22 protein-coding genes are annotated in these 26,788 nt (G+C 62.5%); 15 read left to right on the top strand and 7 right to left on the bottom strand.

Annotated features, from left to right (window positions below; genetic code table 11):
* Positions 1-5: 5 nt before the first annotated feature.
* Together mtnC and AS136_RS03900 are read left to right on the top strand one after the other, a co-directional pair.
* Positions 6-695 (top strand): acireductone synthase, encoded by a 690-nt coding sequence (gene mtnC / locus AS136_RS03905; RefSeq protein WP_023322226.1) that lies wholly within the window; start codon positions 6-8, stop codon positions 693-695.
* Positions 692-1,234, top strand: coding sequence for a 1,2-dihydroxy-3-keto-5-methylthiopentene dioxygenase (locus tag AS136_RS03900; RefSeq protein WP_008805615.1), 543 nt, complete (start codon positions 692-694; stop codon positions 1,232-1,234). Before mtnC ends, AS136_RS03900 begins: the two co-directional genes overlap by 4 nt.
* A 107-nt stretch (positions 1,235-1,341) precedes the next feature.
* Here AS136_RS03900 and AS136_RS03895 read toward each other — a convergent pair whose 3' ends face one another.
* Positions 1,342-3,651: a molybdopterin-dependent oxidoreductase gene (locus AS136_RS03895; RefSeq protein WP_023322225.1), complete on the bottom strand. Its 2,310-nt coding sequence runs from the start codon at positions 3,649-3,651 to the stop codon at positions 1,342-1,344.
* A gap of 411 nt (positions 3,652-4,062) precedes the next feature.
* Between AS136_RS03895 and AS136_RS03890 the strand changes: the two genes are divergently transcribed.
* The 5 genes from AS136_RS03890 to AS136_RS03870 are packed head-to-tail and all read left to right on the top strand — an operon-like array spanning position 4,063 to position 9,530.
* Positions 4,063-5,043: a sugar ABC transporter substrate-binding protein gene (locus tag AS136_RS03890; protein ID WP_008805613.1), complete on the top strand. Its 981-nt coding sequence runs from the start codon at positions 4,063-4,065 to the stop codon at positions 5,041-5,043.
* Positions 5,044-5,087: 44 nt separating this feature from the next.
* A complete protein-coding gene (locus AS136_RS03885) occupies positions 5,088-6,590 on the top strand; it encodes a sugar ABC transporter ATP-binding protein (protein ID WP_073984431.1) in 1,503 nt (500 codons plus the stop codon).
* Complete coding sequence (locus AS136_RS03880; protein WP_008805611.1) at positions 6,587-7,576, top strand: ABC transporter permease; 990 nt, start codon at positions 6,587-6,589, stop codon at positions 7,574-7,576. Before AS136_RS03885 ends, AS136_RS03880 begins: the two co-directional genes overlap by 4 nt.
* Positions 7,573-8,577: an ABC transporter permease gene (locus tag AS136_RS03875; protein WP_022065711.1), complete on the top strand. Its 1,005-nt coding sequence runs from the start codon at positions 7,573-7,575 to the stop codon at positions 8,575-8,577. The genes AS136_RS03880 and AS136_RS03875 overlap by 4 nt, the downstream gene beginning before the upstream one ends.
* An 11-nt stretch (positions 8,578-8,588) precedes the next feature.
* Positions 8,589-9,530 carry a carbohydrate kinase family protein gene (locus AS136_RS03870; RefSeq protein ID WP_023297215.1) on the top strand — a complete coding sequence of 314 codons (942 nt, stop codon included), beginning with the start codon at positions 8,589-8,591 and terminating at the stop codon, positions 9,528-9,530.
* A gap of 35 nt (positions 9,531-9,565) precedes the next feature.
* Here AS136_RS03870 and AS136_RS03865 read toward each other — a convergent pair whose 3' ends face one another.
* The 3 genes from AS136_RS03865 to AS136_RS03855 are packed head-to-tail and all read right to left on the bottom strand — an operon-like array spanning position 9,566 to position 12,708.
* Positions 9,566-10,594, bottom strand: a complete 1,029-nt coding sequence (locus AS136_RS03865) for a 2-hydroxyacid dehydrogenase (protein ID WP_023322223.1) — start codon at positions 10,592-10,594, stop codon at positions 9,566-9,568.
* Positions 10,591-12,087 carry an FGGY-family carbohydrate kinase gene (locus AS136_RS03860; RefSeq protein ID WP_023322222.1) on the bottom strand — a complete coding sequence of 499 codons (1,497 nt, stop codon included), beginning with the start codon at positions 12,085-12,087 and terminating at the stop codon, positions 10,591-10,593. Before AS136_RS03860 ends, AS136_RS03865 begins: the two co-directional genes overlap by 4 nt.
* A gap of 12 nt (positions 12,088-12,099) precedes the next feature.
* Complete coding sequence (locus tag AS136_RS03855) at positions 12,100-12,708, bottom strand: methylthioribulose 1-phosphate dehydratase (RefSeq protein WP_023322221.1); 609 nt, start codon at positions 12,706-12,708, stop codon at positions 12,100-12,102.
* A gap of 451 nt (positions 12,709-13,159) precedes the next feature.
* Here AS136_RS03855 and codB point away from each other — a divergent pair, with 451 nt between their 5' ends.
* The 7 genes from codB (at position 13,160) to AS136_RS03820 (ending at position 21,679) form a co-directional block, all read left to right on the top strand.
* The gene (codB, locus tag AS136_RS03850; RefSeq protein WP_012542474.1) at positions 13,160-14,422 is read left to right on the top strand and encodes a cytosine permease; all 1,263 of its coding nucleotides are present in this window, start codon (positions 13,160-13,162) and stop codon (positions 14,420-14,422) included.
* Positions 14,419-15,654 carry a PucR family transcriptional regulator gene (locus tag AS136_RS03845; RefSeq protein WP_023322219.1) on the top strand — a complete coding sequence of 412 codons (1,236 nt, stop codon included), beginning with the start codon at positions 14,419-14,421 and terminating at the stop codon, positions 15,652-15,654. The genes codB and AS136_RS03845 overlap by 4 nt, the downstream gene beginning before the upstream one ends.
* Positions 15,651-16,889 carry a cytosine deaminase gene (codA, locus tag AS136_RS03840; RefSeq protein WP_023322218.1) on the top strand — a complete coding sequence of 413 codons (1,239 nt, stop codon included), beginning with the start codon at positions 15,651-15,653 and terminating at the stop codon, positions 16,887-16,889. Before AS136_RS03845 ends, codA begins: the two co-directional genes overlap by 4 nt.
* Before the next feature lie 145 nt (positions 16,890-17,034).
* Positions 17,035-17,985, top strand: coding sequence for a LacI family DNA-binding transcriptional regulator (locus AS136_RS03835; protein WP_162499995.1), 951 nt, complete (start codon positions 17,035-17,037; stop codon positions 17,983-17,985).
* Between the two features lie 121 nt (positions 17,986-18,106).
* Entirely contained in the window at positions 18,107-18,916 is an 810-nt protein-coding gene (locus AS136_RS03830; protein ID WP_008805602.1) for an inositol monophosphatase family protein, read from the top strand.
* A 110-nt stretch (positions 18,917-19,026) separates the two neighbouring features.
* A complete protein-coding gene (locus AS136_RS03825) occupies positions 19,027-20,385 on the top strand; it encodes an MFS transporter (RefSeq protein ID WP_012968715.1) in 1,359 nt (452 codons plus the stop codon).
* A 25-nt stretch (positions 20,386-20,410) separates the two neighbouring features.
* Positions 20,411-21,679 carry a histidine phosphatase family protein gene (locus tag AS136_RS03820; RefSeq protein WP_008805600.1) on the top strand — a complete coding sequence of 423 codons (1,269 nt, stop codon included), beginning with the start codon at positions 20,411-20,413 and terminating at the stop codon, positions 21,677-21,679.
* Between the two features lie 60 nt (positions 21,680-21,739).
* On the opposite strand, the gene mtnA is transcribed toward AS136_RS03820, so the two are convergent.
* Complete coding sequence (gene mtnA / locus AS136_RS03815; RefSeq protein ID WP_063266669.1) at positions 21,740-22,768, bottom strand: S-methyl-5-thioribose-1-phosphate isomerase; 1,029 nt, start codon at positions 22,766-22,768, stop codon at positions 21,740-21,742.
* Between the two features lie 101 nt (positions 22,769-22,869).
* Here mtnA and mtnK point away from each other — a divergent pair, with 101 nt between their 5' ends.
* Positions 22,870-24,069, top strand: coding sequence for an S-methyl-5-thioribose kinase (mtnK, locus tag AS136_RS03810; protein ID WP_016160472.1), 1,200 nt, complete (start codon positions 22,870-22,872; stop codon positions 24,067-24,069).
* Positions 24,070-24,366: 297 nt separating this feature from the next.
* Here mtnK and AS136_RS03805 read toward each other — a convergent pair whose 3' ends face one another.
* Both AS136_RS03805 and AS136_RS03800 read right to left on the bottom strand, forming a co-directional pair.
* Positions 24,367-25,608 (bottom strand): LVIVD repeat-containing protein, encoded by a 1,242-nt coding sequence (locus AS136_RS03805; protein WP_008805597.1) that lies wholly within the window; start codon positions 25,606-25,608, stop codon positions 24,367-24,369.
* 103 nt (positions 25,609-25,711) lie between these two features.
* A complete protein-coding gene (locus AS136_RS03800; RefSeq protein WP_008805596.1) occupies positions 25,712-26,776 on the bottom strand; it encodes a sugar ABC transporter substrate-binding protein in 1,065 nt (354 codons plus the stop codon).
* Positions 26,777-26,788 lie beyond the last annotated feature (12 nt).

Here is a 26,788-nt window from a genome sequence, read left to right as displayed (position 1 = left end):
AAACCATGATCCGCGCCATCGTGACCGACATAGAAGGCACCACCAGCGATATCCGCTTCGTGCATAACGTGCTGTTCCCCTACGCCCGCGAACGACTGGCCGGCTTTGTGACCGCTCAGCAGTACGCTGAGCCCGTCAAAACCATTCTCGACAACCTGCGCCGCGAGACAGACGCCCCGGCCGCCAGCACCGCCGACCTTATCACTACCCTCTTCGCCTTTATGGACGAAGACCGTAAATCCACGGCGCTAAAGGCGCTGCAGGGGATCATCTGGCGTGACGGCTATCTCAACGGCGACTTTACCGGCCATCTCTATCCGGACGTACTGCCGGCGCTGGAGAAATGGAAAGCGCAGGCCATTGATCTGTATGTATATTCCTCAGGCTCCGTCGCCGCGCAGAAATTGTTATTTGGCTACAGCGATGAAGGTGATATTACTCATCTGTTCACGGGCTATTTCGATACCCTGGTAGGCGCCAAACGCGAGGTGCAGTCCTACCGTAACATTGCTGAACACCTGGGCCATGCCCCTGGCACCATCCTGTTCCTGTCGGATATCCATCAGGAGCTCGACGCCGCCGAGGCTGCAGGTTTGCGAACGATCCAGCTGGTACGCGGCGACCGCGACCCGGCGAGCCACCATCCTCAGGTTCAGCGTTTTGACGACATTCATCCGGAGCAGATCCCAGCATGAGCGCATTAACTCTTTTTTCCGTGACCGATCCGCAAACACCGCTCTGGCACAGCACCGACGCCAAAGCGATTCAGGATCAACTGAACGCCAAAGGCGTCCGCTTCGAGCGCTGGCAGGCCGACCGCGACCTCGGCGCAAATCCCAGCCCGGAAACGGTCATTGCCGCCTATCAGCATGCGATTGATAAACTGGTCGCCGAAAAGGGCTACCAGAGCTGGGACGTCATCAGCCTGCGCGCCGATAACCCGCAAAAAGAGGCGCTGCGGGAAAAATTCCTCAACGAGCACACCCATGGCGAAGACGAGGTGCGGTTTTTTGTCGAGGGCGCCGGCCTGTTCTGCCTGCATATTGGCGACGAGGTGTTCCAGGTACTGTGCGAAAAGAACGATCTGATTTCGGTTCCCGCCCACACCCCGCACTGGTTTGATATGGGTTCAGAACCGAACTTCACCGCCATTCGCATTTTTGATAACCCGGAAGGCTGGATCGCCCAGTTTACCGGTGACGATATCGCCAGCGCCTACCCGCGGCTGGCGTAACGTCAAACTGTCGTCAGTCTTAAACCGCCAGGCGCGGGCTTTGCCGGAGGCGGCGCATACCGCGCCTCCTCCGGACTACCCGCCCCGCCGCCGGCGAGCGCCAACGCCTAAACCTCAATAAACCTCGGCGGATCAAAGGCGGTGATCGGCGGCAGTGCCTCACGCCACGGGGCGATCTCCACCCAACAGCTCTGGGCGCTACAGCCCTGCCCCAGGCGCGAACTGCCGCGATCCTCGGTTAACACGTTGGGATTACCGTGCTTATCGAGCGTTCCTTTTTCATTGGGATCCAGCGGGTCATACCAGGCGCCGGTGGACATCTGTACCACGCCGGGCAAAATCTGCTCGCTCAGGTGCACGCCCGCCAGAATCGCCCCGCGGTCGTTATAGACCTTCACCACGCTGCCTTCGCGGATGTCTCTTGCCTGCGCATCGCTCGGATGCATCCACAGCGGCTCGCGTCCCTGAATTTTCGTCGCCCGGCTGACGCTGCCGTGGTCGTACTGACTGTGCAGGCGGGCACGCGGCTGGCTGGAGAGCAGATGAAGCGGCCACCGCGCCGCCTCCTGCCGCTGCCGGGCGGCCTCCTGTTCATCCCACCACGGATGGCCAGGGCATTCACGATAGCCAAACCCGGCGACGGTGGCGGAAAAGAGTTCAATCTTGCCGGAGGGCGTGGAGAGCGGATAGCGCTGCGGATCGGCGCGAAAATCGGCGAGAAAGATCTGCGGCCGCTCCGGCGCGCTGTACTCCAGCACCCCTTGCTGCCAGAAGTCCTCGAACGAAGGCAGCGCAATACCCTCCTCCTGCGCCCGCGGTCTTGACTCCTCATAGAGATGACGCAGCCACTGCCCGGCGTCCCGCCCCTCGCTGAACTGTTCTCCGAAGCCCAGCCGATCGGCCAGATCGTGGAAAATGGCGTAATCGTCACGCGCTTCGCCCACCGGCGGGATCTGCGCGCTCATGGCGATCATAAACCCGTCGTGACCGCCGCTGCCGATATCCTCTCGCTCCAGCGAGGTGGTGGCTGGCAGGACGATATCGGAGAATTTAGCCTGCGCGGTCCAGTACTGCTCATGCACCACCACCGTCTCCGGACGGCGCCAGGCCTCGCACAGTCGGTTGATATCCTGATGATGATGAAACGCATTGCCTCCCGCCCAGTAAACCAGACGGATGTCGGGATAGCGCAGCTGCTGACCGTCGAACTCATAGGCTTCTCCCGGGTGCAGCAGCATATCGGACAGCCGCGCCACCGGGATAACGCTATCCACCGCATTCTCCCCGGCGGGTAAGCGTGGGCCGGAAAACGCTTTTCGCACCGCGCCCGCCAGGTTAGTGCAGGCGTAGCCAAACCCGAGGCCGCCGCCCGGCGTGCCGATCTGTCCCAGCAGCGCGGTCAGGGCCACCGTCGCCCAGTAGGCTTGCTCTCCCTGACGGGCGCGCTGGATAGACCAGGAGATATTCACCATCGTCCGGTGGCGGGCCATCTCCCGCGCCAGGTCGGCGATGCGCTGGGCGTCCAGGCCGGTAATCGCCGCCGCCCACGCCGGGGTTTTCGCTACGCCGTCGTGCTCGCCCAACAGATAAGCGCGATAGGGGGCAAACCCGACGGTATGGCTGGCAACAAACGCCTGGTCGTAGAGAGACTCAGCGATCAGTACATAGCTCAGCGCCAGCAGCAGTGCGGTATCGGTGCCTGGCCGAATGGCCAGCCACTCGGCGTCGGGCACCGCGCTAAGGTCATTGCGCACCGGACTGATATTGATAAATCGGGTGCCGTTGGCCTGCATCTTATCCAGCCAGTACGGCAGCATATGGTCGTTGGCGCCGCCGCCGTTGACCTGGGCATTGCGCAGCGGCAGACCGCCAATCGCGACAAACAGCTGGCACTCCCGCGCCAGCTCGGAAAAATGGGTATGCTGACGGTGCAGCGGGCTCAACGGCCCGAGAATATGCGGCAGAATGCGCTCGCCCGCGGCGCTGCTATAGGTATTGGTGCTGGCGGTGTACCCGCCAAATCCCTTGAGAAACCGGTGCAGCTGGCTCTGCGCATGGTGAAAGCGTCCAGCGCTGGCCCAGCCATAGGAGCCGCCGTAAATCGCCTCATTGCCGCAGCGCGCCTTGACCGAGCGCAGCTCGCGAGCCAGCAGGTCGAGCGCCACCTCCCAACTGACTTCAACAAAGGGCTCCTTGCCTCGCCCTTCTCGTGACGCTGGGCCCTGCTGAAGATAGCCGGCGCGCACCGCCGGACGGCGAATGCGCGTTTGGCTGGTCACCGCGTCGGGGAGCGACTGACCAATGCGTGACGGATTTTTATCCCAGGGCACCGGATTAACCGCCACGATATCGCCCTCGCGGCTCTCCACCTGCCACGTTCCCCAGTGCATCACCGTATAATTATGCTGTTTCTTCATAGCACTCGCGTTCTTCTCAGCCAAAAAACTCGTTAAAATAAATCGAGGAAATGACGGAAATATCCCCGTCCCAGCCAGACATTACGCTGCTAAAAAAAGTATTAGCCCGCGCAATCACCTGCATTCCCCTGCAAGGGCCGTATTTCTCCACGCCATTACTATAAACAGAAAGCCGTCTTTATCCGTTAAATAAACACGGAATAAGTCAAAAATAAAACCACAAAATAAAAAGGTGTATTTTGCATCATGAAATATTTTCAGGTTCCCGATGGCAAAATAACATTTTTCTCTGGCGTTTCTGCGATATAACATTCCCGGCATAACTTAGACTTATTTTGTATTTGAGGTGGCGAGGTGCTTCTTGTCATGCTACCGGTCCGCAACCACCTTCATCACAGGATCATAATAACAATGTCGCAGAAGAGAAAATTATTGCCTGCCGCGCTGGGACTGCTTTCCCTTGCCTCGCTGAGCGTCACTGCCGCAGACGCCCTCTCCTTACAGGGAAAAACCATTGGCGTTGCCGTTGTCGGCACTCAGCATTTCTGGGATCGCGAGGCCTTTAAGGGTGCGACAGAGGAAGTGGAGAAACTGGGGGGCAAAGTCATTGGCGTTGATGGCGGTCGCGATAATCAGGTGCATGCCAATAATCACGATATTTTACTGTCACGCAAGGTGGACGCGGTAATTAGTATTCTCGGCGACAGCGCCGTCGAACCAAAATTTAAAGCATTGCGTGATGCTGGTATCCCGGTATTTACCGTGGATCATGTTTCTCAATATTCGGTCAACAATACCACCTCCGATAACTACACCTTAGGCTCGACCATCGGCCGCTACATGGCGGATGAATTAGGCGGCAAAGGCAACGTCGCCGTATTTAACGCGTTCTCCAGCGCGCTGCGTATTTGCGGAATTCGCTACGATCAGTGGAAATATGTCCTTAAGGATTATCCGGATATTCATATTATCCAGCCTGAGCTCGCGGAACAGTTCGCCAACTCGCCGGAAGACGCGCGGAAGAAAACCCTCGAATTACTCAGCCAGTATCCGAAAGGCAAACTGGACGCCATCCATGTCGCCTGCTGGGATCAACCGGCCATCGGTATCGTCCAGGCACTGGAAGAGACCGGCCGTGATAAGGACGTGAAAGTGACGGCCATCGACGCCGGTCCGGAGACGCTGGAGATCATGGCAGAGCCCGGCAGTCCGTTTGTGGCTAACGTCGCGCAGCAGCCGCATCTGATTGGCCAGACCTCCGCCGACAACGTGGCCCGCTACTTTGCCGGTCAGAAACTGCCGGTGCAAACCTTTATCCCGGTGATACCGGTGAAAGGTCCGCAGGAGGCGAAAGCGGTGTATAAACAGTTGGGATACGGCGAACTGCAGTGATAAATCAACACCCTGGCGGGGAGCGCCCCGCCGCGGGTCTGGTCATGGACCAGATCGGCAAACGTTTTGCCAGCGTTACGGCGCTTAATTCAGTCACCCTGCGCCTCAATCCGGGGGAAATTCATGGCCTGATTGGCGAGAACGGCGCCGGTAAATCGACGCTGATTAAAATCCTCGCCGGCGTCTATCAGGCTGACAGCGGCAGCGCGACCCTCGACGGTCACCCGCTGCCCCTCGGCAATCCGGCAGCCATTGAAGCCGCCGGCATTCGCGTCATTCACCAGGAGCTTAACCTGATCCCGCACTTTACCGTCGCGGAATCGGTGTTTCTCGGCCAGGAGTATCGCACCCGCTGGGGGGCGCTGGATCGCCGACGGATGAAGGCCGCCACGGCGCAATTTTTCCAGCAAAACTGGCAGCTGGCGATCGACCCCGAACGGCTGGTGCGCGACCTGAGCCTTGCCGAGCGCAAGCTGGTACAAATTGCCCGCGCGCTGATCGACGGCGCAGCGCGGCTGGTGGTGTTCGACGAACCCACCGCCCCCCTGGAGGCGCAGGAGGCCAGTCTGGTCTCCTCCGCTATCCTGCGCCTGCGCGACCAGGGCATTGCCATTCTGTATATTTCCCACTACCTCAATGAGATAGCCACCCTCTGCGACCGCGGCACCGTGCTGCGTAACGGGGAAGTGGTCGGTTACCCGGACCGCGACCTGCTGCAGAATACCGAGGCGCTGATCGCCATGATGGTCGGCCGGGAAATCGACCAGCTGTATACCCCGCGCCAGCGCCCGGCGGCAGACAACGGGGCGACCCCGCTGCTCTCGGTGCGCCAGCTGAGCGACGGGCGGCAACTGCAGGATCTCTCTTTTGATATTCAGCCGGGCGAAATCGTCGGCGTCGCCGGCCTGCTGGGCGCCGGACGCGATGTGCTGGTCGACTTACTCTACGGCTTACGCCCGGCAGAACGCGGTACGATCCATCTCGACGGCCAGCCGCGGCGCATTCGTACACCGAAGCAGGCGATCCGCGCCGGCATGGCGCTGGTGCCACGCGACCGCCGCCATCAGGGGCTGATCCTGCCCTTCACCACCGCCGACAATATTAATCTCGCCTCACTGCCGGAGACCGCTACCTTTGGCTGGGAGCGGCGGGGTATCGCCGAGCAGAAAGCGCGCGACTGGATAGAACAGCTGGCGATCCGCCCGGGACGCCCGGCGCTGCCGGTACGCTACATGAGCGGCGGCAACCAGCAAAAAGCGATCCTCGCCCGCTGGCTCGGCACCGATGCCCGGCTGTTTATTCTCGATGAACCCACCCTTGGGGTCGATATCGGCGCCCGTCGCGATATTTATCAACGGACGCGCCAGCTGGCCGATAAAGGACGGGCGGTGCTGGTCTCCTCCAGCGACGCCCCCGAACTGCTCGGACTATGCGACCGGATCCTGGTCCTCTGGCGCGGCGCGCTGGCGGCCAATCTGCCCACCCGCGGGCTAACGCTGGACGCCCTGCTGGTGGCGATCAACGGCGGACAGGAGCCTTCACTATGAGTACCGCTATCCAGCGTCGCGGCCGTCCGGGCCTGGCGACGCTGATTGAAAAATTTCCCCTGATCCTGTTTCTGGCGCTGCTGGTATGGCTGAGCGTACAGTCTCCCTACTTTCTCAGCTGGCAAAATATCAGCCTGATGCTGGTCCAGAGCGTTCCGCTGGCGATCCTCTGTTTCGGCCTGGTCTGCGTTATCGCCGTGGGCGGGGATGACGTGGTCTCCGGCGGCATCGACCTCTCCCTGCCGGCGACGGCGGTGCTCGGCGTCGCGCTGCTCAGCCTCGGTCTGGCCGAATGGCACACGCCGTACCTCCTGCTGCTGGCGCTGCTGGCGGCGGTTTGCCTGCTCTGCGGGGCGATCAACGGCTTCCTGGTGCTGGCGGCCGGCCTGCCGCCGCTGCTGGCCACCCTCTCGACCTCCGTGGCGTTTACCGGCCTGACAGATCTGTTGACCGGCCAGCGGCGCATCGCGGTCAGCGATCCGCTGATGGTCGCCTTTCGCGATAACAGTGTGCTGGGCCTGCCCTGGCCGCTGATCTATCTGCTGGGGGTGTTTATCCTGTTCCAGTTCCTGCTCCACCACTCCCGCTTCGGCCAGCATGTGCAGGCGGTGGGCGGCAATCGCGATATGGCGCAGATGAGCGGCCTGAACGTGCGCCGCTTGACCCTTCTGGTCTGGCTGTTAGCGGGCATTGCCGCCGGGCTGGCTATTCTGCCGCTGCTCAGCCAGGGCTCCGGCAGTTCCAGCGGGACGGCCACGCCGCTGCTGCTGGAAACCGTGCTCGCGACCTTTATCGGCGCCGCCTTCTCGCGCCGTCGGGTGGTCACCATCTGGGGGGCGCTGCTGGGGGCGATCCTGGTTAACGCCCTCTCTAACGGGCTCGGCCTGCTGGGGGTCAATATCTTCTGGATGGGCGCCATTAAAGGCGGCCTGATCCTGGTGGTGCTGGCGGCATCGGCGGTCAGACACAAAGGAGGCGAGGCATGAGCCAAATCACCCTGAAAACCCCTGCCCCGGCAGAACCGACGGCCAGCAGCCCGCTGGCCTGGCTGTCGCGAGCCGGATTTGGCGTCATCACCCTGCTGGCCATCGCCCTGTTTGGCTGGGCGAATCCGGTATTTTTAACCGTGGATAACTGGGCCAACCTGCTGCAGGGCAGCGCGATCCTGCTGATTGTGGCGATGGCGATGACCCTGATCGTCAGCGCCGGGGCGATTGACCTGTCGGTGGGCGTTGCGCTCGATTTCGGCGCCGCCTTCGCCCTCGTCGCCCTGAAAACCTGGCATCTGCCGTGGCAGGCTGCGGTAGGCTGCGCCCTGCTTGGCGGCGTGCTGATTGGCCTGCTCAATGCCTTTCTGATCCTCATCTGCCGGATCCGCCCCTTCCTCGCCACGCTCGGCACCTGGTTTATCGCCAGCAGCGCCGAGCGCATCTATACCGACGGCGGCGGCGCGATAGCTTATCGGCGGATGGCGCCGGAATATCACGATCTGGCAGTGGGCAACCTTGGTGGGATCCCCACGCCGGTGGTGATTGTGCTGGCGCTGTGGCTGGTGGCCTGGCTGGTCACCGAGCGCACGCTGTGGGGCAAATATGTCCGCGCCATCGGCCAGAACAGCGAAGCGGCGCGTATCGCCGGGATCCGCGATCGCCTGACCATGCTCGGCGTGCTGGTGGCCGCCTCGGCGCTCTGCGCCATCGGCGGGGTGATCCTCTCCGCCAACCTGCGGCAGTTTACTCCCCTGGCCGGGCAGTCTTACCTGATGGACGCCATTGCGGCGGTATTTATCGGCACCGCCTTTAACCGTCTGGGTCGGGTCAGCATCCTTGGCACCCTCGGCGGCGTGCTGTTCCTTGCCATTATTGATAATGGCCTGAACCTGATGGGGCTCAATTATCTGGTGAAGGACGCGCTGGTCGGCGTGATTCTGGTGGTGGCCCTCGCCCTTTCTTTCTGGCAGGCGCGCCTGCGCCAAACGCATCGCTAAACGGGAGAACGATGGCAACCTTTGACGCCGTGTTTGTCGGCCTGACTATTCTGGATATCGCCGGGCGCCCGGTGGTGGCGATCCCGCCGCGCGGCGGCGTCGCCTTTATTGAGCAAATTCGCCTCAACCCCGCCGGCACCGCCGCCGGGGCCAATATTAACGCCGCGAAGCTGGGGATCCGCACCGCAGCGGTGGCCTGCCTGGGTGAAGATGAAAAGGCCGACTTTATCCTCGCCAGCTATGCCCGGCTGGGCATCGACTGCTCGCTTATCCAGCGCACCGCGCTGAAAGAGACCTCGGCGACGATCCTGCCGATTCGCCCCAACGGCGAGCGTCCGGCCCTGCATTGCCGGGGCGCATCCGACGCCCTGTTCGTCAGTGAAACGGAATTTGACGCCGTCCTCGACTGTCGTTTCCTGCATCACGGCGGGACCGGACTGCTGGCGGCAATGGACCAGGGACAGAGCGCGCGGCTGTTGCAGGCGGCTAAAGCACGCGGAGTCACCACCAGCTTTGACCTTATCGCCCCGAATGAAGACACCCTCGAACTACTGCGGCCCCTGTTGCCGTCGGTGGATTATTTCATGCCTTCGCTGGAGGAAGCCGCCTTTCTCTCCGGCGAGACGCAGCCGGAGGCCATCGGCCGCTTCTTCCTGACACTCGGCGTGGGCACCTGCATTCTGAAAGACGGCGAGAACGGCTCCTGGCTTATCCGTCGCGATGGCGCGCTGGAGCATATTGCGCCGTGGCCGGTCGAGGCGGTGGATACCACCGGCTGCGGCGACAGCTACTGCGGCGGGTTTATTGCCGCGCTGGCGCGCGGACTCAGCGTGAAAGCAGCGTGTGACGTCGCCTCGGCGGTGGCCGCGCTGGTGGCGACCGGGATGGGATCGGATGCCGGGGTAGTGGACTGGGAACAGACCCAGGCTTTTATGGCGGCCCATCGCCCCTGACGATGGACCCGCGCCGCCGCAGCGGCGCAAGCGGCTTAACGCCACTGGTACAGCAGCGGCTCCCCGGCGACATAGCGCTGAAGATCGGCGGCAATCATCGCCGTGTGTTTGGCGATACTCTCCCGGGTGGCTCCGGCGATATGCGGCGTGATAATCACGTTATCGAACTCGATGACAAAAGGATGATCGCGCCACAGCGGTTCGCGGTGATAGACATCCAGCGCCGCGCCGCCCAGCGGGCCGTGGCGCAGGGCATCAATCAGCGCTGCCTCGTCGACCACCGCCGCGCGAGAGGTATTGATCAGCAGCGCGCCGGGCTTCATGCTGTTTAACAGCGCCGCATTCACCAGCCCGTCACTGTGCGGCCCGCTGCTCAGATGCAGGCTGACGATATCCGCCTCGCGGAACAGCGCCTCCAGGGTCGTTTTCTGTAACCCTGGCTCATTGATATCCTCTGCGGCGACGAACGGATCCACCACCAACACCGCCATGCCGAACGCCCGGGCGATACGCGCCACCCGGCGGCCAATGTTGCCATAGCCCACCAGCCCCAGCGTTTTATTGCGCAGTTCACTGCCTTTAAACACTTCATAGGGGCTTTCCGGGCTCACGTCCCAGACCACATCCCGCCGCAGACCCTGCTGGGTGGCGGCGGCGGCATTGTCAGCCTGCGTGAATCCCCCCCGCTTCAGCGCCGCATGGGATTGCGGAATATGGCGCGCCAGGCTGAGCATCAGGCCAAGCGTCAGCTCCGCGGCGGCATCGGCATTGCGCCCCGGGGTGTAGAGCACCCGGATGCCGCGCGCCTGCGCAGCCTGGGTATCAATATTCACCGGATTCGCGCGGGTACAGGCGATCACCTGCAGGCGCGGACAGGCGGCCATTACCGCGTCTGTCACCTCATCATAGCTGGTCACCAGCACCTCGGCGTCATGGGCCAGCTCAATCAGCTGACCGGCGCTAAGTTTCGGTTTGCCCAGCGCCCATCCCTCCACCAGCAGCTCGCCCAGCTGGTGGAAGGCGCTAAGGTCGCCAGCATGCTCGGCGGTAAAAACGATTTTCATGGTTGTACGTCCTGAGAAAGAGGTTGAAGGGCGGCCTGTCTGGCCTGCCATACCGGCAGCATCTGCTCACGCAGCAGGCGGTAAACGGGATACAGCGCCGCGTAGCGGGCATGCGCCTGAGGGCGCGGCTGATAGCGGGTCTGCGCCAGCGGAGGCGTCTCGGCCAGCGCCGCGACGCTGCGGGCCGCCAGAATCGCCGCGCCGCGCGCGCTCAGTTCGTTAAAGGCGCTGGAGACCACCGTACGCCCGGTACAGTCGGCGATAATCTGCAGCCAGGTCGCCGAGGCTGCGCCGCCGCCGGTCAGATACAGCTCGCCGCCCTGCGGATAACCCTGTAGCGCATCGACAATGGCGAAGGCCAGGCCTTCAAACACCGCGCGCTGCAGTTCGGCGCGGGTGGTGTGCGGGCTAATGCCGAAAAAGCCGGCCCGCGCGTCCGGGCTGTAAAACGGCGCACGTTCGCCATTGAGGTACGGCTGCCAGAAGACGCCGCCGCTGCCTGGCTCCACCTCCGCGATCGCCTGCTCCAGCCGATCCAGATCGGCGTCCAGCGAAATATGCTGCTGCAGCCAGTCAATGTTTGGCGTACCGGCCTGCATCGGAAACAGCGAGATCACCTGCCCGGCTTCGGTATGGGTGACAAAGCGCGTCGCCTCGTTCACCGTCTGCGGGCCGCGGCAGACGATCCCGGTGCAGCAGGTAGTGCCGAGGATCGTGTAGATATCCCCTTCGTTGACCGCGCCGCAGCCCAGCGCGGCGCTACAGACATCCAGCGCCCCGGCGGCCACCGGCGTCGCGGCGGGCAGCCCGGTCAGCGCCGCCACCGCATCGCTCAGCGTGCCGGCCGGAGCATCCGGGGCCAGCAGCGGGGGAAACAGCGGCAGCAGTTCGTTCAGCCCCATCTCGTTCATCACCACCGAGGACCAGCTGCCGGTCTGCTGATTGAGTAACGAGCTGCTGGCGTCCGTCAACTCCAGCGCCGCCACGCCGGTCAGGCGAAAGCGGATCCAGTCCTTGGCGAAAAACAGATAGCGCGCGGCCGCCAGCCGCGCCGGCTGATAGTGTTTCAGCCAGTACAGCTGCAGGCTGGTATTGCAGGGCTGCAGGTGGGTGCCGGTATCGGCGAAATAGCGGTGGTCGAAGCCGGGTCGGCGCAGCAGGTCGCTCATCAGCTCGTGGCTGCGGGTATCGCTCCACAGGATCCCCGGGCCCACCGGTTCGCCCTGCTCATCGCTGAGCCAGACCCCCTCCCCTTGCCCGGCGAGGCCGATGGCCCGCAGCCGCCCCGCCTGTAGCGCCGGGTGGCGGGCAATCTGGCGCAGAATAGCCAGCACCGAATGCCACAGCTGGGTCATATCCTGTTCCGCGTAGCCATTGGCCGACAGGCGGGGTGAGGTGTTTTCCGCGGCGCTGGCGCAGGCGGTGAAATGCTGATCAAACAGCACCGCTTTCACCCGCGAGGTGCCGATATCGATCCCAAGATAAAAATCCATACCTGCTCCGGCTCAGGGCTCGTAGCGGCGGCGCATCAGCTCGCACTCGAACAGGAACTCCAGCCCCTCCAGTTGACGGCGGGCCTCCTGAATATCTTTCCCCCAGCAGGTCAGGCCGTGGCCGCGCAGCAGAAAGCCGTAGCGCAGCGGGCGCGTTTGCGCATAATCGGCAATCCGCGCCGCCAGGGCGTCAATATCCTGGTCATTATCAAAGATGGCGACCGGAACGGTATCGAAATGGCTGTGCTGCCCGCTAAGGGTTTTCTGCATTTCATACCCCTGCAGCGCCAGCGTGTCGCTTTTTTCGATGCGCGACAGCACGGTGGCGTTGACGGTATGCACATGCAGCACCACGTTGGCTTCCGGGAACAGGCGATACACCAGGGTGTGCAGGCCGGTCTCGGCCGACGGCTTCCGTCCGGAAGGCGCCTGGTTGGTGGCGATCTCAACCTGCAGAAAATCCTCGGTCGTCAGGCTGCCTTTGTCGCGGCCCGACTCGCTTAGCCAGCACCAGGTGTCATCCTGACGCACCGACATATTGCCACCGGTCGCCGGCGCCCAGCCTTTCGCGCCGATCCAATGACAGGTGGTGACCAGTTGCGCGAGTCTTTCTTGCCACATAGCAGTTCCTTAGGTTAGCGATGATTTATTTAGCCGTCTAAATGGCTATTTATCCGATACTAACACCGCTAACCGGAGGGGACAATATTTCAGGAAACACACACAAGACAAATGGTTATACCATAAAAGCATATTAAATAACCTTTATTCACAGTGATTTAACCAACCGTTTTCAGTACACCGCTATTCTCCACTACTCGCTGGCCAAAAACTGGCGGATCGCCCTGGCTGAAATTCTCCTCCTGCGCCAGGGATGCGCTCGCCGCCCTCCTCTGCCCTGGACTGGTGCAAAACATGGCAGGATGCCCACTAAAATGGCATCTCATCGTCTTTACCCCATCATTACTGTGCACTGTGCACATCCTGTGATATTCCCCGTGCTCGGTTTTTCCTGGCACATCTCTTGCTACTTCCGGCTATCACCGCCCATCTACCAGCCAGAGGTTCCAGGATGTCAAACAGCAATGATTTTCCCCTCGTCGAAGCGCCCGCCGCCGGACGCAAAGGCGTATTTTCCATCGCCATGGTGTTGTTCAGCTTTACCTTTTTCACCGGCACGATGTTTGCCGGCGGCAAACTCGGCGTCTCCTTTTCCATCGTCAATCTGCTGTGGATAGCCGTCATCGGCAACGCCTTGCTGGCCCTCTATGCCGCGTCGCTGGGCTGGATCGCCGCGCGCAGCGGCCTGAATACGGTGCTGATGGGCCGGTTCTGCTTCGGGGAGATCGGCAGCAAGCTGGCCGACTTTATTCTTGGCTTTGCCGAACTGGGCTGGTACGCCTGGGGCACCGCCACGGTCGCTATCTCGCTGGTGAAGATCCTCGCCCTGCCCGAGGCGCTGACCCAGCCGTTGATGGTGCTGTTTGGTATTTTGTTCTGCGTCACCGCGCTGGTGGGCTACAAGGGACTGGACGCGCTGTCGCGCCTGTCGGTGCCATTGATGTTTGTGCTGCTGATGGTCTCCATGTATCTGGCGCTGCACCACGCCGGCGGCTGGCAGGCGATGACCCATATTGCCCCGAGCGACACCATGACCTGGTCGGCGGCCATCACCATGGTCTTCGGGACCTTCGCCAGCGGCGCCACCCAGGCGACGAACTGGACCCGGCTGGCTAACTCCAGCCGGACCGCCATTCTCGCCAGCATGGGCAGCTTCCTCATCGGCAACGGGCTGATGATCGTCGCCGGCGCCTGGTGCGCCATCGTTTATCAACAGGCCGATATTGTGGAAGTTCTGATCCTGCAAGGGCTGTCGGTCGCCGCGGTGATCATGCTGTGTCTCAACCTGCTGACCATTCAGGGGCCCACCATCTATAACGTCTCCGCCGCCGCCTGCCATCTGCTGCGCAGCGAACGTCGCCGGACGCTGACCCTCGCCGCCGCCGGGGTGGGCATTGTGCTCGCTATTGGCGGTATGTATGAAATGCTGATCCCCTTCCTTGTGCTGCTGGGCAGTATTATTCCGCCCATTGGCGGGGTGATCCTCGCCGACTACTGGTTCGCCCGCGGCGGGCGCTATCCCCTGCTGCAGAACGCCCGCCTGCCGCGTTTTAACTGGCTGGGGCTCGGCGCCTACGCCGCCGGCGCGGTGGTGGCTTATCTGTCACCGTGGATCGCGCCGCTGGTGGGGATCACCGTCTCCGCGCTGGTCTATATCGTCCTGAGCCTGCTAAGCAAACGCCAGCCTGCCGCCGTCGCGGAGCAGGAGCCATGAGTCTGACGGTCAGCGAACTGCTGGCCCTTGAGGGACTCTCCGCCCTGCGTCTGCGGGCGGGAAAGCAAGGGCTGCAGCGGGCCGTACGCTGGTACTACGTGGCGGAAAATGAACATATCGCCGAGTGGATCATGGGCGGCGAGCTGGTCTTTATTACCGGCATCAACCATCCCCGTGATGAAGCCAACCTGATCCAGTTGCTGATGGAGGGAAAACAGCGCGGCATCGCCGGGATGGTGATTCTCACCGGCGAGGCCTATATCCACGCCATTCCCGCCACGCTGATCGCCCTTGCCGACGAGCTGGGCATTCCGCTGATTGAGCAGCCCTACCTGCTGAAGATGGTAATTGTCACCGAGCGCATCGGCACCGCGCTGGTCCGCAGTGAAAACGCCCTGCAGTCACAGCGCGACATTCTGATGCAGCTGGTCACCGGCGACTATCCGGATCTGCAGATGCTCCATCAGCGCGCCCTCCATCAGCAGCTCGATTTTACCCGTCCGCTGCGGCTGGCGGCGCTGCGTCTGGAGGGGTTGTCCCGCCTGTTTCGCCAGTTCCCGCCCGAGCAGGCCGAAGCCTGGCTGCTGCAGGCCCACCGCTGCGTGCGTCAGCAGCTGCAGCAGCAGCTCAACCAGCAGGGCAACCCCTTCCCGCTGCTGGAGCGCAGCAATATGTTTCTTTTCCTGCTGCCGGATGAGGAGGGGGAAGGCTTTCAGCAGAAAAAATGGCTGCAGCAGTGGCTGCAGGCGCTGGCGGACGGAGAGGAGGGTTTGTCGCTGCTCTGCGGCCTCTCCGCACCGGTCAGGCAGCTGCAGGGTTACCCGCGGGCGCTGTCGCAGGCGCGCCAGGCGCTGGATCTGTGCGATACCCTGCGGCCGACCCAGCGTATCAGCGACTATCAGCAGTTGGGGTTTATCAAATTGCTGTCCGCGGTCAGCGACCCGGCGCTGCTCAACGATTTTATGCACGACACTCTGGGCTGCCTGATCGAGCCGGGCCGCAAAGCGCCATGGCTGCTGCTGGAGACCCTCGAGACGCTGCTGCAGGAGAACGGCAACGTGGTGCGGGCCGCCGACCGGCTGGGCCTGCATCGCAACACATTGCATCAGCGCATCCAGCGTATTGAAAAACTGACCGGCTACCCGGTCAGCCACCCCCAGTTTCATCTCAACGCCTCGGTCGCGCTGGTGATCTGGCGTTTATCGCAAAACCATTTACAGGACCCACCATGAAAATTATTAACGCTCGCCTGCGCCGCCAGGAGGCGCTGTTTACTCTTGACCTGCAGGACGGGATGATTCACCGCATCACGGCCCAGGCCGCGATGCAGAGTGCCGACGACGGGGATATCGACGCCCAGGGCCGGCTGGCGATCCCGCCCTTCGTCGAGCCGCATATCCATCTTGACGCCACCCTCACCGCGGGCGAGCCGGAGTGGAACCGCAGCGGTACCCTGTTTGAAGGCATCACCCGCTGGAGCCAGCGCAAAGCGAGTATTACCCCGGAGGACACCCGCCAGCGGGCGCTGAAAACCATCGGCATGCTGCGCGACTTCGGCGTCCAGCACGTCCGGACCCATGTGGATGTCACCGATCCGTCGCTGGCGGCCCTGAAGGCGCTGCTGGCGGTGAAACAAGAGGCCGCCGATCTTATCGATCTGCAGATTGTCGCCTTCCCGCAGGAGGGAATCGAATCGTACCCCGACGGCCGCGGACTCATGACCCGCGCCATCGAGATGGGCGCCGACGTGGTGGGCGGCATTCCGCACTATGAGAACACCCGCGACAAAGGGGTCAGCTCGGTGATGTTTTTGATGGACCTCGCCCAGCGTTACGGCCGCCTGGTGGATGTCCACTGCGATGAAATCGACGATCCGCAATCGCGTTTCCTTGAAGTACTGGCGGAGGAGGCGCGGGTGCGCGGCATGGGGGCGCAGGTCACCGCCAGCCACACCTGCGCGATGGGCTCTTACGATAACGCCTACTGCTCGAAGCTGTTTCGCCTGCTGAAAGCCTCGGGCATCAACTTTATCTCCTGCCCGACCGAAAGCATTCATCTGCAGGGCCGGTTTGACAGCTGGCCGAAACGGCGCGGCGTCACCCGGGTGGCGGAGCTGGATCGCGCCGGCATCAACGTCTGCTTTGCCCAGGACTCGATTCAGGATCCGTGGTACCCGCTGGGGAACGGCAATATCCTGCGCATTCTGGATGCCGGGCTGCACATCTGCCATATGCTCGGCTATGACGATCTGCAGCGCTGCCTCGACTTCGTCACCGACAACAGCGCCCGGGCGCTGTGTCTGGGCGATAACTACGGCCTCGCCGAAGGCCGCCCGGCGAACCTGCTGATCCTCGATGCGGAAAACGACTACGAGGCCGTCCGTCGTCAGGCACGGGTGCTGACCTCCATTCGCCACGGCAAGGTGATTTTGCAGCGTGAGGTGGAGCACATCCGCTACCCGGCATAAGGCGCAAGGCGCTGCGCGTCGGCGCCTTTCTGTGATACCTTTTCAGGCAGTGTGCGTGACCGACGCCCGCCCGGGCGTCGGCTTCCTGGAAAACAGACGGCGCGAAACGACGATGAGCGATAAAAAATGGATTAAGGCCGAGGACGTGGCCAGACTGGCCGGCGTCTCGCGCTCGGCGGTCTCCCGCACCTTCACCCCCGGCGCCTCGGTGTCGGAGAAGACCCGGCAGAAGGTGCTGAGCGCCGCGGAAGCCCTGGGCTATCAGGTGAATATCATCGCCCGGACGATGATCACTGGCAGCAGTAATTTTATCGGCATCGTCACCGCCGGTTTCGACAACCCGTTTCGCAGCAAACTGCTGGCGCCGCTGGTCCATCAACTGGCGCTCAATGGCTTTATGCCGCTGCTGATGAACGCTGACGATCCGCAGCAGCTCGCCCCCTCGCTTAAACAACTGCTGAGCTATCACGTCGCCGGGGTGATCATCACCTCCGGCGCGCCGCCGCTGTCGCTGGCGGAAGAGTATCTGGCGCGCAAGATCCCCGTCACCCTGATCAACCGCCATGCGGACCTCGCCGGCTGCGATCGGGTGTGCAGCGATAATGCCCAGGGGGCGAAGCTGGTGGCGGATCTGTTTAGTCGTCGAGGCTGGCAGCAGGTTGGCTTTATTGGTGAAAATCGCGAGAACTTCAGCACCCGCCAGCGCTATGAGGCTTTCATCGCCCGGACGTCGGGTATGGCGGTGATCAGCCGCTTCTGCGACGGCGGCGGCTATCAGGCCGGCTACCAGGCCGCCAGAGAATTGGTTGCTGAAAACCCCGGAGTGCAGGCGCTGTTCTGCGCCACCGATATGCTGGCGCTGGGCGCCCTGGATGGCCTGCGGGACGCCCCCGCCCCGCTGCCGGCCATCGTCGGTTTTGACGATATCCCGCAGGCGGACTGGCAGCCCTATCAGCTCACCACCGTCCAGCAGAATACCGCCCTGCTGGCGCACCACGCGGTGGATCTGTTGATGACGCGGATCGCCCGCTTCAGCCTGCCCTCACGCCATCGCGAAGTGCCGGTGAAACTAATTATTCGTCATAGTGCGAAATGAAAAAATCATTTTATGCTGGAGCGATCACAGAATCTTCTGCGAAACCCGGCCACACTCATTCGGCCCTTCGGGGCTGTTTTTTTCACGCAAAATGCACACGTGTGCAAAATAGGGAGTCACTATGCAATCTCAGGAATCAGAAGCGCTACAGGCCCGCTACCGTCTGGCCTGCGAGCTGGCGAAAGCGGGGGCTGAGCTGGCGTTTGAATACTATCAACAGCGCGAGGCGCTGACCGTCGACCATAAAGGCAATGACCTGCAGGATGTGGTCAGCGTGGCCGACAAACGGGTGGAGGCCTTTGTCAAACAGCGCATTCAGAGCGCGTTTCCGCAAGATGGCTTTCTCGGCGAAGAGAGCGGCACCCGCCTGCCCGACGCCCGGATCCTGTGGGTGGTCGACCCCATCGATGGCACCAGCTGTTTCCTCAACGGCCTGCACACCTGGTGCCTGTCGCTGGCGATCGTCGCCGACGGCGAACCGGTCATCGGCGTGGTCTACGACCCCAACCATCGCGAGCTGTTTCACGCCCTGCGGGGCCATGGCGCCTGGCTCAACGACGCCCCGATCCGTCCACACCCCGCGACGACGGTCAAAGAGGGCGTGATGGGCGTCGGCACCTCGCATCGCGTCACCCCGGCGGACTTTCTGCCGTTTCTGCAGGCGCTGCTCAGCGACGGCGGCATGTTTATCCGCAACGGTTCCGGGGCGTTGATGAGCGCCTGGGCGGCGGCGGGCCGGTTGATTGGCTACTACGAGCCGCACATGAACCCGTGGGACGCTCTGCCGGGGCTGGTGCTGATGCGCGAAGCGGGCGGCGCCAGCAACGATTTTCTGGCGCAGGAGGGGATCCAGCGCGGCAATCCGCTGCTGCTGGCCAGCCAGACGCTCTACCCGCAGCTGAAAAAGATGATCCCACAACCCTTACATTAACCCTTACGGGTCAGGCTATCTCTGATTATGTACTCTACACAGTAACGATAACTTCACTCACGGACGAACCACATCAATCAGTCAGGCCTCCGACCTGCGGAGAACCACCTATGTCTGGAATTATCGCTTTTTTCCGGGCGTCGCCGCCGAAAGCGGGCGCCGCGTTTGATGAACAGCGTTTTCGCCGGGTGCGCTGGCAAACCTTTATCGCCATGACCCTGGCCTACGTCACCTTTTACGTCTGCCGGTTATCCTTCACCGTCGCCAAAAGCGCGCTGGTGGAGCTGGGGATCACCCCGACGGAGCTGGGCATGATCGGCTCAACCCTGTTCTTCAGCTACGCCATCGGCAAGCTGGTCAACGGCTTTATCGCCGATCACGCCAACGTGGTGCGCTATATGAGCCTCGGTTTATTGCTCAGCGCCGGGATGAACCTGATGATGGGGATGACCACCAACGCCCTGCTGCTGGCCATCTTCTGGGGGATCAACGGCTGGGCCCAGTCGATGGGCGTCGGCCCCTGCGCGGTCTCGCTGGCGCGCTGGTACGGCGTTAAGGAGCGCGGCACCTTCTATGGCATCTGGTCGACGGCGCATAATATCGGCGAGGCGGTGACCTATATGGTGATCGCCGCAGTGATCGCCGGATTTGGCTGGCAGATGGGCTACCTGTCCACCGCCGCGCTCGGCGCCGCCGGGGTGGTGCTGCTGGTGCTGTTCATGCACGATTCGCCGCAGAGCAGTGGCTTCCCGTCCATCAACGTCATCCGCGATGAACCGCAGGAGGAGGCCGAAGCCCGCGGCTCAGTGTTTAAAAACCAGCTGCTGGCGCTGCGCAACCCGGCGCTGTGGACCCTCGCCCTCGCCTCCGCCTTTATGTACATCGACCGCTACGCCGTCAACTCGTGGGGGATCTTCTTTCTCGAGCAGGATAAAGCCTATTCCACGCTGGAGGCGTCCGGGATTATCGGCGTCAACGCCATCGCCGGCATCGCCGGGACCATCATCGCCGGCATGCTCTCCGACCGCTTTTTTCCACGCAACCGCAGCGTGATGGCCGGGTTTATCAGCCTGCTGAACACCGCCGGCTTCGCCCTGATGCTCTGGTCGCCGCACAATTATTACACTGATATTCTGGCGATGATTATCTTCGGGGCCACCATTGGCGCCCTGACCTGCTTCCTCGGCGGGCTGATCGCCGTCGATATCTCCTCGCGCAAAGCCGCCGGGGCCGCGCTCGGCACCATCGGCATCGCCAGCTACGCCGGCGCCGGCCTGGGCGAGTTTCTCACCGGGATCATTATTGATAAAACGGCTATCCTTGAGAACGGCAAAACGCTGTATGATTTCAGCACGTTGGCGCTGTTCTGGGTGGGTACCGGTCTGGGTTCCGCGCTACTCTGTTTTACCACTGCCGCCATCGTCGCCCGGCGCCATGCCGTCGAACGGCAGACCTCGTTCTCCTCATAACCGATTAACGCATAAGGAAGAAGATATGATGCCTGCAAGACATCAGGGGCTGTTACGCCTGTTTATCGCCTGCGCGCTGCCGCTGCTGGCGCTGCAATCTGCCGCCGCCGCGGACTGGCAGCTGGAGAAAGTGGTCGAGCTCAGCCGCCACGGTATTCGTCCGCCGACGGCCGGCAACCGGGAAGCCATCGAGGCCGCCACCGGCCGACCGTGGACCGAGTGGACCACCCATGACGGCGAGCTCACCGGCCATGGCTATGCCGCCGTGGTTAACAAAGGACGTGAGGAAGGCCAGCACTATCGCCAGCTCGGCCTGCTGCAGGCGGGATGCCCGACGGCGGAGTCGATTTACGTGCGCGCCAGCCCGCTGCAGCGGACGCGGGCGACCGCCCAGGCGCTGGTGGATGGCGCCTTCCCCGGCTGCGGCGTCGCTATCCATTATGTCAGCGGGGATGCCGATCCCCTGTTTCAGACCGACAAGTTCGCCGCCACGCAAACCGACCCCGCCCGCCAGCTGGCGGCGGTGAAAGAGAAGGCCGGGGATCTGGCGCAGCGTCGGCAGGCGCTGGCGCCGGCCATCCAGCTATTGCAACAGGCGGTTTGTCAGGCCGATAAACCCTGCCCGATCTTCGACACCCCCTGGCAGGTGGAGCAGAGCAAAAGCGGGAAAACCACTATTAGCGGACTGAGCGTGATGGCCAATATGGTGGAGACGCTGCGTCTCGGCTGGAGTGAAAACCTGCCTCTCAGCCAGCTGGCGTGGGGCAAGATCACCCAGGCCAGGCAGATCACCGCCCTGCTGCCGCTGTTAACGGAAAACTACGATCTAAGTAACGACGTGCTGTATACCGCGCAAAAACGCGGGTCGGTGCTGCTCAACGCCATGCTCGACGGCGTCAAACCGGAGGCGAATCCGAACGTACGCTGGCTGCTGCTGGTGGCCCATGACACCAATATCGCCATGGTGCGCACGCTGATGAACTTTAGCTGGCAGCTGCCGGGCTACAGCCGGGGAAATATCCCGCCGGGCAGTAGCCTGGTGCTGGAGCGCTGGCGCAACGCGAAGAGCGGGGAACGCTATCTGCGGGTCTATTTCCAGGCGCAAGGCCTCGACGACCTGCGTCGTCTGCAGACGCCGGACGCGCAGCACCCGATGCTGCGTCAGGAGTGGCGTCAGCCGGGCTGCCGTCAGACCGACGTCGGTACGCTGTGTCCCTTCCAGGCGGCTATTACCGCCCTCGGTCAGCGTATCGACCGGTCATCCGCCCCGGCGGTAGCCATGGTCCTGCCGTAGCAATGCAGCGCTTGCCCGGGCCCGGGAAAGCCATTTTTTCCAGGCCCGGCACGGTGTCGGCTATCCATTGTCCGGCGCAAACGCCCCGGCGGCGACCTGCGCCGGGGTGACCACCCCGCTGTCCAGCACCCAGCCGCTCACCAGCCCAGCAGGCGTGACGTCGAACGCCGGATTGTAAACGGCAGCCCCCGTCGGCGCCCACTGTACCGCGCCGAAGCTGCCCGCCACCCCGGTCACTTCCGCCGCCGCGCGCTGCTCAATGGGGATCGCCGCGCCGTTCGGGCAATGGCGGTCGAGGGTGGTCTGCGGGGCAGCGACGTAAAACGGGATCTGGTGATAATGGGCCAAAACCGCCAGGGAATAGGTGCCGATTTTATTCGCCACGTCGCCGTTGGCAGCGATACGGTCGGCGCCGACCCACACCGCATCCACCTGCCCCTGCGCCATCAGGCTGGCGGCCATTGAATCGGTGATCAACTGATACGGCACGCCCAGCTCGCCCAGCTCCCAGGCGGTTAAACGTCCGCCCTGCAGCAGCGGCCGGGTTTCATCGACCCACACGCTGGCCACCTTTCCCTGCCGGTGCGCCAGCGCGATAACCCCCAGGGCGGTCCCTACCCCGGCGGTCGCCAGGCCACCGGTGTTGCAGTGGGTCAGCAGTCGACTGCCGGGCTTCACCAGCGCACTGCCCGCCTCAGCGATGCGGTCGCACAGCTGTTTATCTTCTTCGACCAGACGCAAAGCTTCCGCTTCCAGCGCCTGCGGGTAATCTTCCCGGGCCAGCGCCTGCTTCATGCGATCCAGATTATTCATCAGGTTGACCGCCGTCGGCCGCGCCGCGCGCAGCGTCTCCAGCGCCTGCTGGAGTACATCCCGGTTCAGGCCGCGCTGGGCCAGCAGAGCCAGCAGCAGGCTGGCGGACAGGCCAATCAGCGGCGCGCCGCGCACCCGCAGGGCATGAATATGGTCCACCAGCAGCGCAACGTTATCCGCCGCCAGCCAGCGTTTCTCCTGCGGCAAGGCCTGCTGGTCGAGAATAAAAAGCTGATTTTCACTCACCCGCAGGCTGGTGGTCTGTAATGTCTGCATGTCGTTAAATCCCTGTTGCGTTGTTGTATCACATTGTGTCAGGATGGAATCCAGAAGTATAGACGTCTGAACGGCTTAATCAGAATTCGAGGATCGAGGCAATGTCGCAATACCATACCTTCACCGCCCACGATGCCGTGGCTTACGCGCAGCAGTTCGCCGGCATCGACAACCCATCGGAGCTGGTCAGCGCGCAGGAAGTGGGCGATGGCAACCTCAATCTGGTGTTTAAAGTGTTCGATCGCCAGGGCGTCAGCCGGGCGATCGTCAAACAGGCCCTGCCCTACGTGCGCTGTGTCGGCGAATCCTGGCCCCTGACCCTCGACCGCGCCCGTCTGGAAGCGCAGACCCTGGTCGCCCACTATCAGCACAGCCCGCAGCACACGGTAAAAATCCATCACTTTGATCCCGAGCTGGCGGTGATGGTGATGGAAGATCTTTCCGACCACCGCATCTGGCGCGGGGAGCTTATCGCTAACGTTTACTACCCGCAGGCGGCCCGCCAGCTTGGCGACTATCTGGCGCAGGTGCTGTTCCACACCAGCGATTTCTATCTCCATCCCCACGAGAAAAAAGCGCAGGTGGCGCAGTTTAGTAACCCGGCGATGTGCGAGATCACCGAGGATCTGTTCTTTAACGACCCGTATCAGATCCACGAGCGTAATAACTACCCGGCGGAGCTGGAGGCCGATGTTGCCGTCCTGCGCGACGACGCCCAGCTAAAGCTGGCGGTGGCGGCGCTGAAGCATCGTTTCTTTGCCCATGCGGAAGCGCTGCTGCACGGCGATATCCACAGCGGGTCGATCTTCGTTGCCGAAGGCAGCCTGAAGGCCATCGACGCCGAGTTCGGCTATTTCGGCCCCATTGGCTTCGATATCGGCACCGCCATCGGCAACTTGCTGCTTAACTACTGCGGCCTGCCGGGCCAGCTCGGCATTCGCGACGCCGCCGCCGCACGCGAGCAGCGACTGAACGATATCCACCAGCTGTGGACCACCTTCGCCGAACGCTTCCAGGCGCTGGCGGCGGAGAAAACCCGCGACGCGGCCCTGGCTTACCCCGGCTACGCTTCCGCCTTTCTGAAGAAAGTCTGGGCCGACGCGGTTGGCTTCTGCGGCAGCGAACTGATCCGCCGCAGCGTCGGGCTGTCGCACGTCGCGGATATCGACACTATCCAGGACGACGCCATGCGCCATGAATGCCTGCGCCACGCCATTACCCTCGGCAAAGCGCTGATTGTGCTGGCCGAGCGTATCGACAGCGTCGACGAGCTGCTGGCGCGGGTACGCCAGTACAGCTGAGTGCGCCTGTTTTCCCTCACCCCGGCCCTCTCCCATAGGGAGAGGGAGCACACCCTAAAAAAGGCCATTGTCATTGCCTTTTTGCGTTTACCTTGCCCTCACCCCAACCCTCTCCCACAGGGAGAGGGAGCAAACCCTAAAAAAGTGCAATCATCAGGGATTGCCCGGCGGCGCTGCGCTTGCGCGGGCCTACAGATAACCGCATGACGGTTTGATCTTGCAGTCTTTTGTAGGCCGGGTAAGGCGAAAGCCGCCACCCGGCAGACATGCGAGCACAATTTTGCGTTTACCTTGTCCTCATCCCAGATACTCAATCACCGACAGCCCGCCGTTGTAATCGGTGCTGTAGATAATGCCCTGCGCATCGACAAACACATCGCAGGACTGGATCACCTGCGGGCGGCCGGGACGGGTATCCATCATCGTCTTCGGCGCCGCCGGCACCAGCGCCCCGGTCTCCAGCGGACGATACGGGTTGGAAATGTCGTAAGCCCGCACGCCGGCATTCTGATACGTGGCGAAGATAAGCGTGGAGCTGACAAAGCTGCCGGGACGATTCTCATGCAGGTTGTGCGGACCGAAATGCGCCCCTTTCGCCACATAATCCGCTTCGTCCGGCGGCGGGAACGTGGCGATGCTCACCGGATTTGACGGCTCGCGGATATCAAACAGCCAGATCAGCTTCTCGCCGTCCTCCTGATTGTCGAGCACCGCTTCGTCAAGCACCACCAGCAGGTCACGATCCGGCAGCGGCAGCGCGGTATGCGTCCCGCCGCCGAACGGCGGGCTCCAGTTGCGATGGCTAATCAGCGTCGGCTGGGTACGGTCTTTGACATCCAGCAGCGTCAGGCCGCCGTCGCGCCAGCTGCCGTAGGCGGTATCCCCGGCAATAATGGCGTGATGCAGCGCATAGCGTTTGCCCTGCGGCCAGTCCGGTGTTTCACCGCCCGCCTGGTGCATCCCCGGCAGCCACCAGCGCCCGGCCACTTCGGGCTTACGCGGATCGGCCAGATCGATGGTCAGGAAGATGTAGTCAGTAAAACCGTCGATCAACGCGGACACATACGCCCAGCGGCCGCCGACGTACCAGATGCGGTGAATACCGATGCCGTTAAGCGACAGGAAACTGATTTCCCGCGGCTGCGCGGGAGTGGAAATATCAAAGATGCGCAGCCCGGCGCTCCAGCCCTTGTCCTGCACATCGCTGACCGTGTCGCCCACCGAGCGGGTGTAGTAGACCTTCTCATCAGCAAAACGGGCGTCGGCAAACAGATCCCGGGCGTTGATCACCAGCAGCAGATCGTCATGCGCCTGCAGATGCACGTTCCAGGTGCCCGGCGGCGCGGCAATATAGTTGACGGTGGTGGGCCGGGTCGGATCGCGAACATCGACCACGGAAAAGCCCTGCGACACCATATGGCCGATATAGGCGAATCCGCGGTGCACCATCAGCTGCACGCCGTCCGGACGACCGCCCTGATCGCTATGGCCAATCAGCCGCATATTGCGGCTGTATTCGGGGGAAGGTAATGCTGACATAGGGGATCCCTCTCGCCCGGTGGCATGGTTTTTCCCCCTCTCCCTGCGGAAGAGGGCCGGGGTGAGGGCACCAGGCCGCCGCCCACCGCCACCCGGCTTGATTTTATTTGTTTTTCGCTTCCAGCGTCGCGAACCACGGCGCGATAAAGTCTTCGGTCTGGCCCCAGCCAGGGATAATTTTCCCCAGCGACGCCACGTTCACCGCCCCCGGCTGGGCCGCCAGCAGCGCCTGCGGGATCGCCGCCGCCTTGAAGTCGTAGGTGGCTGGCGTCGGCTCGCCGGCGATCTTATTGGCGATCAGCCGCACGTTGGTCGCGCCGATAAGCTTCGGATCCACCGCCACACTCACTTTCCATGGGCTGCCGGCTTCGCGCATCAGCTGCAGATCCTGGTTGGAAATATCAATGCTGTAGAGTTTGATCTCAGTGCGGCCATTCTCTTTCAGCGCTTTATAGGCCCCCTGGCTAAAGGCATCCCAGGTGCCCCAGATCGCGTCGATTTTCCCTTTCGGATACTTGGCGAGGATCGCCCCCACCTTGTTGGCAGTGTCGCCCTGCACATCGGATGACACGGCGCCGATCGACTCCAGCTCTTTAATCCCCGGATTTTGCTTCAGCAGCGTCTGGTAAGCCGCCTGACGGCGCTCCATCGGCGGGAAGCCCGCCACCCACAACTTGACGATGTTGGCCTTGCCGTTGAAGTCTTTCACCAGCTGGCCAAAAGAGAGCTCGGTCAGCGACGCGTCATCCTGCTGACTGACCGTCACCCCGGGGATCTCACCGCTCACCGCGGTATCGAACACCGCCACTTTGATCCCGGCATCCACCGCCTTCTTCACCAGGGCGGTGGAATACGGGTCACGCCCCTGGGAGAGAATAATGCCATCGTATTTCTGGCTGATGGCCTGGTTGACGAAGTCCTGGAATTTGGCGTCATCGCCGTTGCTCAGGAAGGTGCTGATTTTGAAACCGAGCTTTTTGCCTTCCTGCAGCGCCCCGGAGACAAACTGGGTGGTGTTATCGTCAGACCCCAGGTTGCGGATCACCGCAATACGGATCGGGCCGCTGTGCTCGGCAATCGCCGCCGGCACCGGCGTCGGGGCAGTGGCCAGCGCCGCCGTCGACTGCAGCAGACCCAGCGTCATCAGAGAGAGTGCGATCTTTTTCATGCTGTTTACCCT

Source organism: Klebsiella sp. D5A (genome assembly GCF_001620885.1).
Taxonomy (GTDB): Bacteria; Pseudomonadota; Gammaproteobacteria; order Enterobacterales; family Enterobacteriaceae; genus Klebsiella; species Klebsiella variicola.
This window is presented reverse-complemented; position numbering and strand designations above follow the sequence as displayed.